Origin of the sequence: Nostoc cf. commune SO-36, from assembly GCF_023734775.1 — a bacterium.
Taxonomy (GTDB): Bacteria; Cyanobacteriota; Cyanobacteriia; order Cyanobacteriales; family Nostocaceae; genus Nostoc; species Nostoc commune_A.
The window spans coordinates 2,080,532-2,097,672 of sequence record NZ_AP025732.1; the positions used below are offsets into that span (position 1 = coordinate 2,080,532).

Consider the following 17,141-nt stretch of genomic DNA (forward strand, 5'->3'; position numbering starts at 1 on the left):
GTTTATTGATAAAAGAATGAAAGATTGGTGGCAAGCTACTTTTCCCAAAGGTCGGCAAAGTCTAGTTATTACTGATGCTAAAGGCTATCCTGTACAAATTGCTTATGGCGAAAAAGGTAGAGGTAAACCGCTAATTTTATTACATGGTATGGGGAGTTGGAGCTACAATTGGCGTCACAGCGTAGCAGCGTTATCTAAATATTATCGGGTAATTTGCTTTGATGCCAAAGGTTTTGGTTTTTCGGAAAAACCATTGTCTCGTAGAGAACACAATGGTCATCAAGTTATTGAGTTTCAAAGAATTATTCAGGCATTATGTGATGAACCAGCAGTGATTGTGGCTGAATCTCTGGGGGGATTAGTTGCCCTTGCTCTTGCTCAAGAGAATCCGCAATTAATCGGACGGCTTGTAGTAGTAAATGTACCTGTTTTTGCCGAACAACTACCTCATTGGTCTATGTGGTTGCTTGCCCAAACGCCCCTAGAAGTAATGCAAACAATTGACTCCTTACGTCTGACATATCTGTTTGCACCTCTATTTAGAGAAGTTATGGCAATAGAAAGACGTAGGGTATTATTCGACCCCTCAATCTTGACACAGGAAGATATTTATTGGATAACTTACCCGTTTACTGAATTGCCTGGTACGATCGCAAAAGTTGCCGAAGAATTACAAATAGCCGCGCGCGAAATTGAAAATTGGCAAGCAAACAAGCCAAATATGCTCACCAAAATTCAAAATAAACTGAATGCAATCAAGTGTCCCACACTAGTTTTGTGGGTGTGAACAAGATAGTTGGTTTCCTGCTAGTCATGGTGAAAAATTGCATCAGTGTATCCCTAATTCCAAATTACAGATTTTGTCTAACTGCTGTCATGATGCCTCTAGTGGTGCTTCTAAGGTGCTGAATGCAGCGATTCTTAAATTTTTGCAAGATACTAATTTTTAAAGCAATACACTTCAATTAAGCAATTTGTTTCTTCTCTTTCTTCTCTCTCTGTGTACTCTGCGCCTCTGTGGTTCGTAAAAAAAACGGCTTTAACAAAGAGTGCTAGCCTTAACTGAAGCATATTGATTTTTAAAGAAGAATTCAGGAGTCAAAATTCATTTTGAATTCTGACTCCTGAATTCTGTTTCAATAAAAAGAGAGTGGGAGGAAGCATATCCGTCAGCTTTCAAACTCCCACTCTGCCATTTGCTGCTGAAGTGAACAGGAATGTATACAGACGTTTGCCCGTTATTTGGGGGCTAATGCGTACTTCAACAACAACGCCCATACGCATTTAATATTCCTGTTGCAGCAAATGCCAAACTTAATTATTGGTATTTATTTGCTGAGAAAAATACTCTGCAAATAATTGATATTGATAGTTTTTTGTTCTTGTAAATCACTTAGTAAATAGTGTTTTACAAAAGGAATTTGCATACTTGGTAGCCCCTGAAAACAAAACCCTTGAAGTCGTTTATCTTTATATAATTTAACTTGATTGATAAAAAGCTGGTTGCCATTTTGGCATATTTTAAAATTTTCTAATTGCTCATATCTAACTTTTTAAAAGTAGTTAATCTGCTATATAAGAGATTCTCTATGAAAGGTTGCGCCAACGCGTTCTCTAAAGGAGTACGCAATGACTGTAAATATTTTTGTCCAGCTACTTATGCAATAAATCATTCGTACATAACAAGATTCCCGACTTTTTAAAAAAGCCGGGAATCTAAGCCAAGTTAATTGGCAAAAAGCGTTAATTTAACGGGGTTTTACCTTACAGTAGTATTAATACTGGCGTAAAATTGCAGATAATGGACTATTTTTACGAAGATCCATCAAGTCTGCTAAAGGTTCTATGTGCGTATCCAGGTGATGCTTGTGTTCTGCTGGTAGAACCGTTACCAAATGCTTTGTTTTAGGTTGCATCTGCATAACGGGCATCAGTTGTGGCTGTGGCACAAAGATTGGCTGTTTCTTGGGAAGATGTGGTTCCAATCTTTGGTAATTGTTCTGTGCCAAGCGTGGTTGATGGCGATTAACCTGTTTTTGCACTTTATTGCTAATCTTTGTCCGGTTGAGCATTCGGAAAATGAGCAAAGAACCACTACCACAACTGAGGGCGATCGCAGCTACCATCCATAAAGGTGTAGGATTACCATTCTCAGAGGGCAGATTGATTGGTTCTTCAACTATAACTGGGATTTTTTCTGGTTCTTCTTGTGGTACCGGGCCTGCATTACCTAAGCTATACAAGGCAAAGGCACCACCTCCCATAAACATGGCTAAAAACCCAGTTAGCAATAGCCAAGGATGGTGTGTAACCAGATATATCAGAACATTCGAGCTTTGTTTTAGTCTCGATTTCCTGTTTGTCAGCTCTGGAGTAGCCCTTTTGAATTGGTGTTCGCTCGCGCTGTACACTCTGACGTTTTTCCATGATTACTTTCAGATTTGTACCCCTCTAGTCAATAAATTGTACTGGAGGAGTCAAGCATCAGGTATCCGTAACAAAATTTCCGATTCAAGTAGCTTTTTTGTAAAGTAGATGCTACTAAATCTGGCCAAATTTTGCCGAAGTTATGTATTTATTGTGACTTTTCGCCGTAATAATCTGAAATCAGTTCGGTTATTTTATCCGTCAGTTAGGAGAATGCCTTTCAAGAGCAAGTTGAATTAACCGATCAACTAATTCTGGAAAAGAGACTCCACTATGGGCCCAGAGTTGGGGATACATACTCGTTGCAGTAAAGCCTGGTAAGGTATTGATTTCATTAATCAAAACTTCTTTTGTTGCTTCCACATAAAAGAAATCTACCCTTGCTAACCCCGCTAGCCTCATACAGCTGCAAAGGCTTGTAAAGCCATGTCCTGAATTTTACGGACGATCGCATCTGGAAGCTGTGCAGGATATCAGTAAATCTGCCCGACCCTCAGTATATTTAGTTTCATAATCATAAAAATCGCTATCATAAGTAATCTCTCCAACGATAGAGGCTTGAGGTTGATCATTACCTAAAACGGCACATTCAAGCTTCCCTAGCTACGACACCAGCCTCTACAACTAATCGGCGGTCTATAACTAGCAGCATTATCTAAAGCAGCTTCTAATTCTTGGCGCGATCGCACTTTAGCAATACCTACTGATGAACCCAAATTAGCTGGCTTGACAAAGGCAGGATAACTAATGCTGCTCAATGTCATCACACAGTTTCGGGAATACGCAAGGATTAGACCAAACCTGCGTCTCTAGTTATCGCTTTGTATTTTACCTGTGCTAATCCCGCTTGTCTCAAAAGCCATTTTCATCGCAATTTTATCCATCCCTAGTGCGGAACCTAACACCCCAGAACCAACAAAGGGGACTTGCATCAAGGTTAGTAACCCTTGAATTGTCCCGTCTTCACCGTTGGGGCCGTGGAGAATGGGAAACCAAACATCCACTTGAGCAACTTGAGAGGGAGATTGCCACTTACCCAGGGTTTGGGCTTGAGGGTTGGATGTGAGATTTTCAACAGATGTTGATTCTTCAGATTCTAAAAGCGGAGTACCGGTTTCTAAAACCTTTTCGGGTGCTTCTCCGGCTAGCCAGCGTCCATCTTTTTGGATGTAAAAAGGGAGTATTTCGTACTTATTAGCATTTTGCTCTGCAACTCAAGGCTTTAGCGATCGCCCGTGCTGAGTTGATTGAAACTTCATGTTCTCCCGAACGACCGCCAAATAATAACCCCACGCGCAGTTTAGTCATTTTGGGTTCCTCCACACTTCTCAAGCAGATAGCGTATCACAACCTACAAAAGTTGCCATGTTTTTCTATATTATTTTTTTGCCCCCTGCCCCCTGCCCCCTGCTTCCAATTAAAATAATCGTGTTGTCAGCTACAGTTCTATTCCAGGAAAATGGGCAACAATATTGATAAATAACTAGAAATGCAGCCCTACCTGTAAAAGATGCTGCCGTTTCATGAAACCCAGAATTATTGTTTGTGGCTTAGGACGTACCGGATATAAAACCTTTCGTCTGCTGAGACATCAGGGAGCCTTCGTTGTTGGCATTCATCACCAATCTATCCCTGGCGAAACATCAGGAGATGTGATTGTTGGCGATTTACAAGCAGCTTCTACCCTAACAGCAGCAGGAATTCAACAGGCACACACTTTAGTCATCGCTGGATCTAAAGATGCTCTGAATTTGTCTATTATGATGCAAGCACGGGTACTGAATCCCCAGATTCGGATTATCAACCGTTTGTATAATACAAATTTAGCGGAGCGCCTAGATCAAAGTTTGCCAGACCATTTGAGTATGAGTGTTGTCGGATTAGCAGCACCCGTATTCACCTTTGCAGCGATGGGAAACCGAGCGATCGGCCAAATCAAATTATTTCAGCAAACTTGGCCAATTCATGAAGAATACATCGATGAAAACCACTTCTGGAGGGGTCGAAAGCTGAGTGAATTGTGGGAAGATCGATCGCGGATGATGATTTATTACTTGCCAGTAAAAGGTGAGATGGATTTGGTGTCAGGTGTAATATCCGGGCAAGAGATACAAGTAGGCGATCGCTTAATTGTTGGCACTCAACCTCGCATCCGTTCTCACCGGAGATCATTACTGAGAAAACTGTTGAAAGCCCTCACCAATTTTAGGCAGTTTCAGCAACACGGGCGATCGGTAGTGGTGGGTGCTATTGTTTTATTTGCGGTTATTGCGATCGCTACACTCACTTATATGTCGGCTGAGTTGAGTTTGTCTCCTGTCGATGCTCTATATTTTTCTGTCGGCATGATTACCGGAGCCGGTGGTAACGACAAAGTAGTAGAAAATGCTCCTAACAGTATTAAGTTATTTACAGTTGTAATGATGCTGGTTGGAGCAGTGGTGATTGGTATTTGGTATGCCATGCTCACCGATTTTGTCTTAGGAAGCCGCTTTAAGCAATTTTGGGATGCCGCCCGAATTCCCCAACGATATCACTACATTGTCTGTGGCTTGAGTGGTATTGGAGTGAGAATTGTCCAGCAACTCCACGCTAGTGGATATGAAGTTGTAGTAGTTGAACCCGACTCCAACAATAAACATATCAACACCGCCCGCGAACTCGGTATTCCCGTCATTCAGGGCGATGCTAGTTTCCGCACAATACTCAAATCCAGCAATATAGACTCTGCCGCCGCAGTGCTTGCTGTTACTAGCAATGATGCCACCAATCTGGAAATTGCCCTCAAAGCCAAAGGCTTGACACCCAGCATTCCGGTGATTGTTCATTATGCGGATCCCGATTTTGCTGGCATAGCGCAACACCTATTTGGCTTCGAGGCTGTGCTGAGTCCGGCTGAATTGGCAGCCCCAGCTTTTGCCGCCGCCGCACTAGGGGGACGAATCCTCGGCAATGGCATTACAGCAGATAGTCTTTGGGTGGCTTTTGCAACTGTGATTACACCTTCACACGTTTTTTGCGGCCAGTGGGTAAAAGATGTAGCAATGTCTGGTGATTGTGTACCTTTATACGTAGAAACAAACAACGAAACCCTTCATGGCTGGGATTTGTTAGAAACTAACCTCTGTGCTGGCGATGTTTTATATATGACTATGCCCGCAACGCGACTATATCAATTGTGGCGGCATGAGGAAGTTTGCGAATCACACGTTTAATACAAAATTCAGGTGATTAATTATAATAAAATTTCTCAATTGCCAACAGAATTCAAAATATAGAAAGCCTGCCTGCTACCCAAGATGTAGGTAGCACAGCTAGCTGTGCTACCCTATGAATCACCTATATTCCACCCTACGAAAGTTTCTGGTTATGAAATCCAGATTACTTAGTAATGATTTAGGTTAATGCCAGCTTTTTTTGCCATTGCTTCTAACCCATTAATTTGTAAGGTTTTGATTGCTTTGGTTGATAGCTTTAATCTCACCCAACGATTTCCACCTTCCCACCAAACCCGCTTGTCTTGCAGATTAGCGTGCTGAAGGCGTTTAGTACGACGGTGGGAGTGGGAAACAGCAAAAGCGTTATTTGCTTTTTTACCAGTTAGTTCACAGCGACGGGACATAGCAACTATCTCCAGATTTTTATTTTAATACAGCCTTTCCATTTTAGGTCTTAGGCAGCAGAAGTGGGGAGATGAGGAAGCAGAGGGAGCAGGGGGAGCAGAGGGAGCAGGGGGAGCAGAGGGAGCAGGGGGAGCAGAGGGAGCAGGGGAAGCAGGGGAAGCAGGGGAAGAATAATCATTAAACAATTTCCAATGCCCAATGCCCCATGCCCAATGCCCAATGCCCCATGCCCCATGCCCCATGCCCCATGCCCCATGCCCCATGCCCCATGCCCCACTCATCACTATTTACTTGCTTGTTCTGTCAGCTTGGTGAGTACCTCATTCGATCGCTCTACGAAAGATTTCATTCCCTCAGCGTCAAATCCTTTCTGAGACATCAGCGCTAAATCGTAGACGTGTTGGCAAATCAAGTTGACTAACTGATCTGTAGACGATTCACCGTTACCTTGAATGATAATACCTTGGTTCAGATTTGCCAGATTTTGAATCAACGGGTGAGCAGTATTCACCAGCAAAACGTGATCTTCGGGAAACTCTACTGTCTGCTGCTGCATCATCATAGCGTTCATTTCCCGCATACGGCGGAGAATCTCTGGTAAAAGAACGATCGCAGGTGGTGTACCTTGAGGATCGTCTGATTTCAACGCTTCGGTACGGATGTTGAGTTTGGGTTTGTTGAGGGATTTCTCAAATAACTCTTTGATTGTCTCACTCCGGGTTTTGTTCGTCTTGGGATCGACAATTTCCTTATCTTTATCTTGTTCCAGCAGAGTATTGTCTAAATCTGAGTCTACTCGCGTAAACTTGACATCCTGATATTCCCGTTCGAGGAAGTTGATAAAGTGGGTATCGATAAAGGAGTCCATAAACAGGACTTCCAAGCCTTGATTTTTGTGCAGTTCTATGTATGTAGCTTGGGTTGCTTCCTCGGTGCTGTAGAAAACCCGATTTTCGTTGCGTTCTTTGTTGCGTTCTAGATATTCTTTCAGCGTAGTATAGGGAGCGCTAGGTGCTGAGTTCTCTGCACTGGGTGAGGGAGTGACATCTTGCCAAGCATCCCCGTCTGAAGATTGGACTTCAACCACTGGAGTTTCCGCCGCAGGTTTTTCTGTCAGTTTGGCGGTGGTGCGGAAGACGATGATATCTTCGATTTGTTTTTTGAATTTCTCGTCGTTGAGAACGCCGAATTTTACAAAAGTACCAAGATCCTTCCAAGCGCTAATGTACTGTTCACGATTATCGCGGAAAAGTTCTTTGAGGCGATCGCCTACTTTTTTGGCAATATAATCACCAATTCGCTTCACGGTGCGATCGCCTTGCAAGGCACTCCGCGATACGTTCAGGGGAATATCGGTACTATCAATCACACCCCGCATCGGCATCAAAAACTGCGGGATAATTTCTTCGCAGTTATCGCTAACAAAAACTTGATTGCAGAATAGCTTGATCTGACCTTTCGTAACATCGACATCCGGCCTCATTTTCGGGAAATACAGAATACCGTTGATGATAAAGGGATAGTCAGTATTTAGATGTACCCATAACAAAGGTTCTTCCTGAAAAGGATAGAGATAGCGGTAAAACTCTAAATAATCTTCTTGAGTCAGATTACTCGGAGACTCTCGCCACGGTGCTTTTTGCTTATTTATTACTTCGCCATCTAGTTTAATTGGGACTGGCAAAAAGTCGCAGTATGTCTTGACAAGATTTTTTATTCGTGCTGATTCGAGAAATTCCTCTTCTTCCCCTTGCAGGCTGAGAATAATAGTAGTACCGCGAGTTGTCCGGGAAGATTCTTCGAGAGTGAAAGCTGGCGAACCATCACAAGTCCAGTGAACCGCCTGCGCTCCTTCTTGATAAGATAAAGTATCAATTTCTACCTTTTGCGCCACCATGAAGGAAGAGTAGAAACCAAGACCGAAGTGACCGATTATCGGTTGATCTGATTTGCCTTCGTATTTATGAATAAATTCTTCAGCACTAGAAAAGGCAACTTGATTGATATATTTCTTAACTTCATCTGCGGTCATTCCGATACCGTTATCGGAGATGGATAGAGTTTTCTTATCTTTGTCAATGGCAATTTCAATTTCTGGTTCGCCGATATCTCCAGCATAATCGCCGGCGCGGGATACCATTTTTAGCTTTTGGATGGCGTCTACAGCGTTGGATACCAGTTCCCGCAAGAAGATTTGATGATCTGAGTAAAGCGACTTCTTGATGATTGGGAAAATATTCTCAGTATGAATACTGATAGTGCCTTGTTCTAGCATAATTGGTAATTTTCGATTTCGTATCTGAAATGATGATAGTGGCTAATACAGGCTAACCCTCTGTTTTCCAGGATAAACCCGGAGAACACAGAAGGGCATGATACCAATTAGAATTTTAAAAGCATAGCTTAGGCGATGCACCTTTTTTGAGCATAGTTTGCCCCCATTTTCTGATTCGGATTTCCCTACTCCCAACCCCCGATTTTCAACGCAGATCTATTAGTCTAGTTGAGACTGCTGTCTAATGTATTGCTGGAATTCTTCTCTAACACCAAAAAATAGTGGTATGGATAAGTAGGATCGATAAATTCTTGCTTGACAGTTAACCCAGCGTTGGCAACAGAGTTTAAAATCCGCTTTTTGGGATATCCTTTCAAACCCATTTCCCAGTAGTGTTCGTCACAGACTGGCTTTGTACTCCAGAATTTTGGCATATTGAGTAATAAATGCCTTGGTCTGCCGGAGAAAGAGGTTTTAAGCTGAAACGAGAGGTATTGGGTGCAATAGGGAATCGAAATCACTAAAAATTTCTTGGTTGCAATGGCAAGTTTTTTCAATGCTTCTTCTGACTGTTCGTAGGGGAAATGTTCTAGCACTTGAAACAGGACAATAGCATCAAATTTATCTTTCGGTAAGGAAAAATCTGTAGTTAAATCCAAAATCATTTCTGGCTTGAGGTTGGGGTCAACATCAGCAGTAGAGACGTTGTATCCATTATTCTTTAATAGGTCTGTTAACAGAGAATTAAAAATCCCAATTTCCAGAACGTTTTTTACTTGATTACCCAGTGAAAAAATTAAACGCAACTGGTGATGGTAGCTGATGAGGCGATTTTTGGATAAATATTCCGAATTTCTAATATCTAAGGAGGTGATGAGTTGCATAAAAAATACCTACCTAAGTTGATAGATTAACAAATTTGGTGCGTATACAACTACAGAATTCCCGAAAAAATTGTGAAAGTAACAGCATCTTATACCCCCAGAAGATTGGGAAAAACCCCAACCAGTGTCAAAAAACTGGTAGAGGAAATGGCGCAGAAAATAGAACAACAGGAAAAGAAACTAACAGAAGTCCTGACAGTTAATGCTGCTAAACGAGCTATTCGTCCTGCTGTAATCTAGCGACGGACTAGTTTTGGCTCTCAAACCAAGACTGGCAGTGTTTTTGTGGCTCAGATGTTAACTGTGGTTACAACCCTCAAGCCTCAAAAGCGTTTATTTATTTGTATGAAAATATATGTAAATTCTTATGATATCAATAAGAAAATTGATTCGGCATACGTCTAACGATAGATAGATTTTATCAAACAAATGGTTTAGATTTGTAACAGATTACACAGAACTAGGTAAAACACATGGCCAATATAGTTGATACCGCCGCTAATAATGGTTCTTTCAACACACTAGTTGCAGCAATCCAAGCAGCCGGTCTAGTAGATACACTGAAAGGCCCCGGCCCATTTACCGTCTTCGCACCCACTGATGAAGCGTTTAACAAGCTTCCAGCAGGTACAGTAGACGCATTACTGAAAGATATTCCCAAGCTCAAGAAAATCTTGACCTATCATGTAGTCTCAGGAAAAGTATTAGCTGCTGATGTAGTTAAGCTGAAGACAGCTACAACAGTTGAAGGTTCAGATGTAAAAATTGACGCTTCTAATGGCGTTAAAATCAATGATGCAACTGTTGCAGCAGCAGATGTTGCTGCTGATAACGGCGTCATCCACGTAATTGACACAGTTTTGATTCCTGCATAAGCAAGCTTCAGAATAGCCAATGCTATTTCTGGGACGGCGACTACCTATAGTCGTTTCTTAATTACTGTCTGGTTGAATGTTTTTTACTAAACATCAATTACCAATAAATCCATCTAGATACTCTCTAGATGGATTTATTGTTTTATGCGTTTATATTTGATTAGATGTAATCAAATTTTTAGTTTTGCCAAACCCAAATAACGGATACCTTCGGGGGAAATGTCAAAACGGCAAGGTAAGACTTCTAAACCGAGAGCGATCGCATCCCGCAATAATTTACCATATATAGGATCTGTGCGATCGCCAGGGGAGAACTCGATACAATCACCGCGATTAATAAAGTAAAGCATCACCGCACGAGTTAGAGGTAGTAGCGCCATTAGTTCTCGCAAGTGCTTTTGTCCTCTGGTAGTCTCCGTGTCAGGAAATAGCGCTAATCTACCCTCAGACAAAGTTGTATTTTTTACTTCTAAATAAATCGGGGGTTCCTCATCACTCCCCGTCAAGAAAAAATCCACTCGACTTTTTTTATCTAGTCCATAAACCACCTCGCCCTTAATTTGGCTATAATCACCCAGTTCTGAGAAAAGGTGTTTCGCCAAAGCTAGCTTTACTACCCGATTGGGCAAAAAAGTATTTATACCTACCCAAGTCGGCTCGTTGTCATGTACCTGAATTAGTTCTAAAGTGTAAGCCAATTTGCGGTTAAGATTATCGCTTTTAGAAAGCTGTACCGCACTTTGGAGAGTCGATACTCCAGTCATTGGCCCTGTATTGGGACAGTGCGCTGTGACTATTTCGCCAGAAGTAAGTTGAACGTCAGCAAAAAACCGCTTGTAACGCTTGAGCAAAATACCGGGATACAAAGGCGGGTAACGGTAAAGCCAATCTATCATTATGGAACCTTGTTGCTGTTAGTAAATATACGTCGATTCCTTGCCCACCGAACCCCCATCAGCAAAACTTTTCAGCACCAACTCCGCCCTATGACAGAATTCCAGTAACTTCACATATCATGTATTGTCACTTTTTGTAGTTAAATTTACAACATTTTAATAAAAAGTAGCATATACTAGGTATTATAAGACTCCCATAAAAAACCGGGAAAATTTCAACGTGCAAGGAGGTAAATCCTATGCAAAAAGTGTGGACATCAACGGAATTAGAATATGCTTTTCTGTTTACTCTCAGAAAAGTAACTTCAATTAATCCAAAAGGTTTCAAGCCATTTTTTAGTAATATGCCTATTGACCCTTATATCAAAGGCTATTACCGTTCCAGAAGATTATCTCGGTTCACAGTTTCGGGAAATCAGTTAATCAAATTACCTCATGGCTACCTCTTTCAAAGTAAAGAGTACAATCCATTAGTGGGTGACATCAAAAGAGAGTTTGCAGAATTAGAAGATGCACTCATAGAACTTGATATTTTTAAGAATCTTCTCTTAGCATTTAGTGATTCTTGTAGACTTCATCCTGAAGCTGAAATCGGAGTCCATCAAATTAGAAACTATTTGTTCAGTAGATAATTTGGGTAATCCAGCGCCTGAAGGTATCCATCAAGATGGTACTGATTTTATTGGCATATTTTCAGTAGATAGAGATAATATTCAAGGTGGAGAAACACATCTATATGCTGGCACAAAAGAAAAGCCTGTGTTTAGTAAAGTTCTAAATCCGGGAGAACTCTTATTAGTCAATGATCATGATTTTTTCCACTTCACTACTCCTATCAAACCACAGATTGATGCTCAGGGAAGTAGGGATGTTTTTGTACTAACTTCTCCCAGCTTACTTTCGGAATAATTTTAGTTAACCGTAAATATTTTACAATCTACGAGATATGGGGAATTGAATTTAGTTATTTCCCCAGCTTTTTTATTTGTAATTGGAAATAATCGTGCTGATAGTGGTTTATCTAACTTGATGGCTAAAGTTGCCAAATATCTTCACAAACAGGAAGCATCAGCCTAGAGTAACCATAGATTTTTACTGATAATAATATGTTCCGTCATTGCGAGTGAAGCAAAGCAATCGCAAAGTCTCTGGGATTGCTTCGCTTCACTCGCAATGACATCTTATTATTGAATCATGCCTACTTACTTAACAACATAGGGTAGTGTGTTGGTTTTACTTCCCAAAAAGTACGAAATATACTTAAAATATGAAGGTGAGTGCATAGGTTAGACTACCAAACAAGCCTGCTGGAATTCAACTAAGTGAATCAACCAAACAAATGCCATGAATGACGAATTCTACAATAGAGGATTGGAAAAGGCTAGGCGAAAAGACTACGCTGGAGCAATTGAGGAATTTAACCATGCTTTACAACTGACACCTTACTTTAGCGAAGCTTATTTGCAACGGGGTTTGGCACATTATGACTCAGGAGCAATCCTTAAAGCTGTTTCAGATTATACCGAAGTAATAAAGCTGAATCCTGAGAGTGTAGAGGCATATTATTGTCGTGGATTGGCTAGGGTGGCGCTGAAAAATTTGTCAGGGGCGCTGGAGGATGTTGAACGCGCTATCCGTCTCAATCTCAATTATGCTGCTGCTTATAATCTGCGGGGAATGGTGCGGCGCAAACAAGGTTACATTCAAGATGCGATCGCTAACTTCAAAAAGGCTGCACAATTATATCTAGAGCAACAAGACAAAGAAAATTGTCGTCTTTGTTTAGAACGAATTAAACAGCTACAACCCCCAGAAAAATCTCCTCTTCAGGAATCCCATTCTACTAATGCGCCGATTTTATCCACCAATGATTATTTCACGCAATTGTTAGAAAAGGCTGAGAAGGGAGATACCCAAGAGGCACTTGCCGATTTAAACTGGGTATTAAAAGCTGATCCGCAAGATGCCCAAGCTTACTGCTGCCGTGGAGTTGTGCGTTGTAAAATGGGGGATTATCGAGAAGCAATCGCAGATTTTAATCAAGCATTGCAACTAAATTTTCAAGATGCCATTGTCTATCGTAACCGAGGCAAAGCACGTTCTGCATTGGGAGATCATCAAGGAGCGATCGCAGACTTTAACCAAGCACTCCAGATGCAACCACAAGATCCCCTAGTATATATTGCTAGAGGTAATACTTATCGGGCAATGGGAAATCATCTTGATGCAATTCAAGATTACACCCAAGCACTGCAAATCAATCCTGATGATGCTCAAGTTTACTACAATCGTGGCATTGCCTATACTTGCATAGAAGAAATACAAAATGCCGTGGAGAATTATCAACGGGCGGCGAGTATTTTTTGTGAACAAGAAGATTGGGGAAACTATCAACAAGTCTTAAGTAGCCTAGAAAAAATCCAGAAATTTAGTCCTGAGTCAAAAAAGCAAAAATCTCATCTGTTACGCCAGCGAATTTTGCGAATGGTTGGGGGATATTGGGAAATTGCCGAACGATTAATTCAGCATAAGCAAGATTACCATCCTGGAATGTCAGATGAGTGGTATTTGCAAAAAGTCATTGATGATTTAGAACGCGATCGCGGTAGATAAAATATAAATACCACTACACATATAAATTCACCCGTACACTTATACGGGTGAAAATTCGCTCACTCACTTGTTATTTTTTTCACAAACTAAACGTACCTTACATTAAGCACGTTTCAAAATTTAGTTAGAAGTGCGACTTTGACGGCGACGACGCAATCCAAACATACTAACTGCTCCCACTGCAAACATTGATAGAGTAACAGATGGTTCAGGAACGCTAGCACCGATTAACGCTTTAACATTTGCCTCGCCGATATCAAGAACGACGACAACATCATTAAAGTCACGATCAGAACCTTCGTTCTGCTTACCAGTTTTAGAATCTACCCCTGAAGCGTTTAGACCTCCGTATAAATCCTCGAATGCTAGGAGGATATAGTTGTTGTAAGCGTAAGCAACTGCGTGCTGTAGTCCGTCAGCGTTAGAACCAGTTTCAGTACCAAAGATATTGGCAGAGTTGCCACGATTAAAACCATCAGCTCTTAACCAGAAGTCAAGTTGACTGCCTCCGGTAATATTACCAATTTTGACCCCATCACCTAATTTTAGTGTATTACTCCCGCCAAGAATACACCCGGCTCCTGCACAAGAAATATCATTAAAAAGCAGTCCAGACTTATTAGTAGTTCCTGTAGAATCGAAGGCTAACTGATTTCTATAACCTGCGCCTTCATTGATGAAGTAAACAGAAACATCGTAGTCGTATTTTAGGTTTAAGTTACTAGGATCTAATTTGAATTGCCCGCTATTTGGTAGAGCTACGCTTTCTGCTTGGACAAATTGTTGAAAAGGGGTGTCGTTAAAACTAGTTTGAGACTTGTTATATACCGTTGGCTGAGTCCATGCACTATTCCAAGTAAAACCAGTAGCAGATGCAGTTTCTACTTGAGAAAATAATCCGCTCAAGGTAGCTGTAGCTGCAATGAAGGCAGTAAATAAATTATGTTTCATATTAGGAGTCATTAAGTAGGGAAAGCAATTTAGATAATGCTATTTTCAGCAGTTATCTGTGTTCGATATCTTTTAGTTGTAACAAATACAATTTTGCGAAGTCAATCTGTTTTTTTGTTTTTATTAGTATATTTAAATAGCTCTTTATTTAAAGTATTTATACTGAAAATAAACTATTTATGGTCTGGAGACACACTGTTATTGACACTTAGGCTGGAAACGTTGTATGTAATGAAAAATTGATTAAAAATTTATATTTTTTATAAAAATCAGATATGCAATTTATATAGTAAAGGCTAAAAGCTTAATCTATAAGGATTTTTATTTGAATGAGGTCGATAAGTAGTAGTACGCTGTCATGGGTATCAACTTAGCTTTGATCAAAGTTACTTGCTTCTATACAAGCAAAGTTTATCTGCGTACTTACGTTGGGAAACGTAGTAGTCTATCTAATCGATGAAACCTGGGTGAATAAGTTTATTTTTTGGAGTAAGCAATTCAGTGCTTACTACCTAAGCTGTTATGTATACAACTTGTCTTATCTAGGGGGCAATGTCAAAATTAACTTCAGTATCGTCAGAATTTGGAAGTCTCTTATGCTGAGGATGGGAGACAATTTAAGGGGACTGTTATTTAGGATGACAGTCTTTGCTTGGACTTGACGAATATCTTTATAAGGTTAAAATAATCAAGCTTTTCCAGAGCTACATTTCCCCTCTCACAGATAAAATTTATATATGAACTCTACACAAGAAAAACTAAAAGATCAGGTTAAGAAGGCTTTAGTCGCGGCTTTTGGCGCTGATGTCGCTGGAGTAGATCCAATTTTGGTTCCTGCTAGTAATCCTAAATTCGGCGATTATCAGGCGAATGTGGCTTTATCTTTGAGTAAAAAGAAAGGATTGCAACCAAGAGCGATCGCATCTGCGATCGTTGATAAATTAGATGTATCCGAAATCTGCGAACCGCCAGAAATCGCTGGGCCAGGATTTATCAATCTCAAATTGAAAACGGCATACTTAGAAGCACAACTAAATGCAATCCAAGCTGATCCTAGACTAGGAGTTCCAGCCGCGAAAACGCCGAAGCGGGAAATTGTGGATTTTTCCAGTCCGAATATTGCTAAAGAAATGCACGTCGGACACTTGCGTTCGACAATTATTGGTGATTCCATAGCCCGAATTTTAGAATTCCAAGGGCACGATGTCTTGCGGTTAAATCATGTAGGTGATTGGGGTACGCAGTTTGGAATGTTAATTACCTATCTGCGGGAAGTTTACCCAGACGCACTTACCACCGCTAATGCTTTAGATATTGGAGATTTAGTCTCTTTTTATCGCCAAGCCAAACAACGCTTTGAAACAGACGAAGCTTTTCAGGAAACAGCACGGCAGGAAGTCGTCAGATTACAAGCAGGTGCAGAAGATACACTGCATGCTTGGAAACTGCTGTGTGAACAATCACGGCAAGAGTTTCAAATAATTTATGACTTGCTAGATGTGCAAGTCATTGAACGCGGAGAATCTTTCTATAATCCCTTACTGTCTGGCGTTGTGGAAGATTTAGAAAAATCTGGATTACTGGTAGAAAATCAGGGCGCAAAATGCGTTTTTCTGGAAGGGTTTACAAATAGAGAAGGTGAACCTTTGCCCTTAATTGTGCAGAAATCAGATGGCGGCTATAACTACGCCACGACAGATTTAGCATCCCTCCGCTACCGGATTCAGCAGGATAAAGCAAAACGGATAATTTATGTAACCGATGCTGGACAAGGAAACCACTTTGCTCAATTTTTCCAAGTAGCACAGAAAGCTGCATGGATTCCCGATGATGTGGAATTAGTGCATGTTCCCTTTGGGTTGGTGCTAGGAGAAGATGGCAAGAAATTTAAAACTCGTTCTGGGGATACTGTGCGGTTACGGGATTTGTTAGATGAAGCTGTTTCTCGTACTCATGCAGACCTAAAAGCTAGATTACAAGAAGAAGAGCGCCAAGAAACTGAAGAATTTATTAATAAAGTTGCTAGGATCGTTGGCATCAGTGCAGTTAAATATGCAGACTTAAGCCAAAATCGCACCAGTAACTACATCTTCAGCTATGACAAAATGCTGGATCTCAAAGGTAATACTGCGCCCTATATGCTGTATGCTTATGCCCGGATTCAGGGGATTAGCCGCAAGGGTGATATTAACTTTAAGGAGTTGGGAAACAATGCCGTTCTGTTGCAGCATGAAACAGAATTAGCGTTGGCAAAATATTTACTTCAACTGGATGAAGTTATTAGTATTGTAGAGCAAGACTTGCTGCCCAATCGTTTATGTGAATATTTGTATGAACTGAGTAAGAAGTTTAATCAGTTTTATGATCGCAATCAGGGAGTGCAAGTTTTGGATGCGGAGGAACCACAGCGCACATCTCGTTTGGTTTTATGTGATTTGACTGCTAGAACTCTGAAGTTGGGGCTATCTTTGTTGGGAATTGAGGTATTGGAGAGGATGTAATTTTTTAACGCATAGGTACGCAGAGTAAGAGTTAAGCTGATTTTTTCTTTGCGTCTTTGCGGTTTGTTAATCAAAATTGCTGGGCTTGGAGGCGAT

At 40.9% G+C, this 17,141-nt stretch carries 12 protein-coding genes and 4 pseudogenes; 7 read left to right on the plus strand and 9 right to left on the minus strand.

The annotated features are described in order from the left end of the window. Positions 1 to 16: 16 nt before the first annotated feature. A pseudogene (locus tag ANSO36C_RS09190) lies at positions 17 to 950 on the plus strand (alpha/beta fold hydrolase). Positions 951 to 1,775: 825 nt separating this feature from the next. Here the strand turns inward: ANSO36C_RS09190 and ANSO36C_RS09195 are convergent. Both ANSO36C_RS09195 and ANSO36C_RS09200 read right to left on the minus strand, forming a co-directional pair. Then, complete coding sequence (locus tag ANSO36C_RS09195; protein WP_251959280.1) at positions 1,776 to 2,291, minus strand: hypothetical protein; 516 nt, start codon at positions 2,289 to 2,291, stop codon at positions 1,776 to 1,778. Positions 2,292 to 2,628: 337 nt separating this feature from the next. Then, positions 2,629 to 3,735 (minus strand): annotated as a pseudogene (locus ANSO36C_RS09200) (D-alanine--D-alanine ligase family protein). Between the two features lie 215 nt (positions 3,736 to 3,950). Between ANSO36C_RS09200 and ANSO36C_RS09205 the strand changes: the two are divergent. Further along, positions 3,951 to 5,642, plus strand: a complete 1,692-nt coding sequence (locus ANSO36C_RS09205) for an NAD-binding protein (protein WP_251959281.1) — start codon at positions 3,951 to 3,953, stop codon at positions 5,640 to 5,642. A gap of 170 nt (positions 5,643 to 5,812) precedes the next feature. On the opposite strand, the gene rpmB is transcribed toward ANSO36C_RS09205, so the two are convergent. From rpmB to ANSO36C_RS09225, 4 genes are all read right to left on the minus strand, one after another. Beyond that, a complete protein-coding gene (gene rpmB / locus ANSO36C_RS09210; protein ID WP_251959282.1) occupies positions 5,813 to 6,049 on the minus strand; it encodes a 50S ribosomal protein L28 in 237 nt (78 codons plus the stop codon). A gap of 24 nt (positions 6,050 to 6,073) precedes the next feature. Next, a complete protein-coding gene (locus tag ANSO36C_RS09215) occupies positions 6,074 to 6,331 on the minus strand; it encodes a hypothetical protein (RefSeq protein ID WP_251959283.1) in 258 nt (85 codons plus the stop codon). A 2-nt stretch (positions 6,332 to 6,333) separates the two neighbouring features. After that, a complete protein-coding gene (htpG, locus tag ANSO36C_RS09220; protein WP_251959284.1) occupies positions 6,334 to 8,325 on the minus strand; it encodes a molecular chaperone HtpG in 1,992 nt (663 codons plus the stop codon). A 224-nt stretch (positions 8,326 to 8,549) separates the two neighbouring features. Further along, complete coding sequence (locus tag ANSO36C_RS09225) at positions 8,550 to 9,209, minus strand: class I SAM-dependent methyltransferase (RefSeq protein WP_251959285.1); 660 nt, start codon at positions 9,207 to 9,209, stop codon at positions 8,550 to 8,552. Positions 9,210 to 9,281: 72 nt separating this feature from the next. On the opposite strand from ANSO36C_RS09225, the gene ANSO36C_RS09230 reads away from it, so the two are divergent. Together ANSO36C_RS09230 and ANSO36C_RS09235 are read left to right on the plus strand one after the other, a co-directional pair. Then, positions 9,282 to 9,449, plus strand: coding sequence for a hypothetical protein (locus tag ANSO36C_RS09230; protein ID WP_251959286.1), 168 nt, complete (start codon positions 9,282 to 9,284; stop codon positions 9,447 to 9,449). Positions 9,450 to 9,682: 233 nt separating this feature from the next. Continuing rightward, on the plus strand, positions 9,683 to 10,084 hold the full coding sequence (locus ANSO36C_RS09235) for a fasciclin domain-containing protein (RefSeq protein ID WP_251959287.1): 402 nt from the start codon (positions 9,683 to 9,685) through the stop codon (positions 10,082 to 10,084). 170 nt (positions 10,085 to 10,254) lie between these two features. Here ANSO36C_RS09235 and sfsA read toward each other — a convergent pair whose 3' ends face one another. Then, positions 10,255 to 10,980, minus strand: coding sequence for a DNA/RNA nuclease SfsA (gene sfsA, locus ANSO36C_RS09240; protein ID WP_251959288.1), 726 nt, complete (start codon positions 10,978 to 10,980; stop codon positions 10,255 to 10,257). A 239-nt stretch (positions 10,981 to 11,219) separates the two neighbouring features. Between sfsA and ANSO36C_RS09245 the strand changes: the two are divergent. Further along, positions 11,220 to 11,889, plus strand: a pseudogene (locus tag ANSO36C_RS09245) (2OG-Fe dioxygenase family protein). 2 nt (positions 11,890 to 11,891) lie between these two features. Here ANSO36C_RS09245 and ANSO36C_RS09250 read toward each other — a convergent pair. Then, positions 11,892 to 12,026 (minus strand): annotated as a pseudogene (locus ANSO36C_RS09250) (DUF711 family protein); the annotation flags it as partial. A gap of 298 nt (positions 12,027 to 12,324) precedes the next feature. Between ANSO36C_RS09250 and ANSO36C_RS09255 the strand changes: the two are divergent. Continuing rightward, positions 12,325 to 13,593, plus strand: coding sequence for a tetratricopeptide repeat protein (locus ANSO36C_RS09255; protein WP_251959289.1), 1,269 nt, complete (start codon positions 12,325 to 12,327; stop codon positions 13,591 to 13,593). Positions 13,594 to 13,713: 120 nt separating this feature from the next. On the opposite strand, the gene ANSO36C_RS09260 is transcribed toward ANSO36C_RS09255, so the two are convergent. Further along, positions 13,714 to 14,544, minus strand: coding sequence for a PEP-CTERM sorting domain-containing protein (locus ANSO36C_RS09260; protein WP_251959290.1), 831 nt, complete (start codon positions 14,542 to 14,544; stop codon positions 13,714 to 13,716). A gap of 737 nt (positions 14,545 to 15,281) precedes the next feature. Between ANSO36C_RS09260 and argS the strand changes: the two genes are divergently transcribed. After that, positions 15,282 to 17,045 carry an arginine--tRNA ligase gene (gene argS / locus ANSO36C_RS09265; protein ID WP_251959291.1) on the plus strand — a complete coding sequence of 588 codons (1,764 nt, stop codon included), beginning with the start codon at positions 15,282 to 15,284 and terminating at the stop codon, positions 17,043 to 17,045. The last annotated feature ends 96 nt before the right edge of the window (positions 17,046 to 17,141 follow it).

Coding starts and splice junctions, on each gene's coding strand:
- ANSO36C_RS09260 (WP_251959290.1), bottom strand. CDS start 14,544: ATGAAACATAATTTATTTACTGCCTTCATTGCAGCTACAGCTACCTTG.
- htpG (WP_251959284.1), bottom strand. CDS start 8,325: ATGCTAGAACAAGGCACTATCAGTATTCATACTGAGAATATTTTCCCA.
- ANSO36C_RS09215 (WP_251959283.1), bottom strand. CDS start 6,331: ATGAGTGGGGCATGGGGCATGGGGCATGGGGCATGGGGCATGGGGCAT.
- ANSO36C_RS09235 (WP_251959287.1), top strand. CDS start 9,683: ATGGCCAATATAGTTGATACCGCCGCTAATAATGGTTCTTTCAACACA.
- ANSO36C_RS09255 (WP_251959289.1), top strand. CDS start 12,325: ATGAATGACGAATTCTACAATAGAGGATTGGAAAAGGCTAGGCGAAAA.
- sfsA (WP_251959288.1), bottom strand. CDS start 10,980: ATGATAGATTGGCTTTACCGTTACCCGCCTTTGTATCCCGGTATTTTG.
- argS (WP_251959291.1), top strand. CDS start 15,282: ATGAACTCTACACAAGAAAAACTAAAAGATCAGGTTAAGAAGGCTTTA.
- ANSO36C_RS09225 (WP_251959285.1), bottom strand. CDS start 9,209: ATGCAACTCATCACCTCCTTAGATATTAGAAATTCGGAATATTTATCC.
- ANSO36C_RS09205 (WP_251959281.1), top strand. CDS start 3,951: ATGAAACCCAGAATTATTGTTTGTGGCTTAGGACGTACCGGATATAAA.
- rpmB (WP_251959282.1), bottom strand. CDS start 6,049: ATGTCCCGTCGCTGTGAACTAACTGGTAAAAAAGCAAATAACGCTTTT.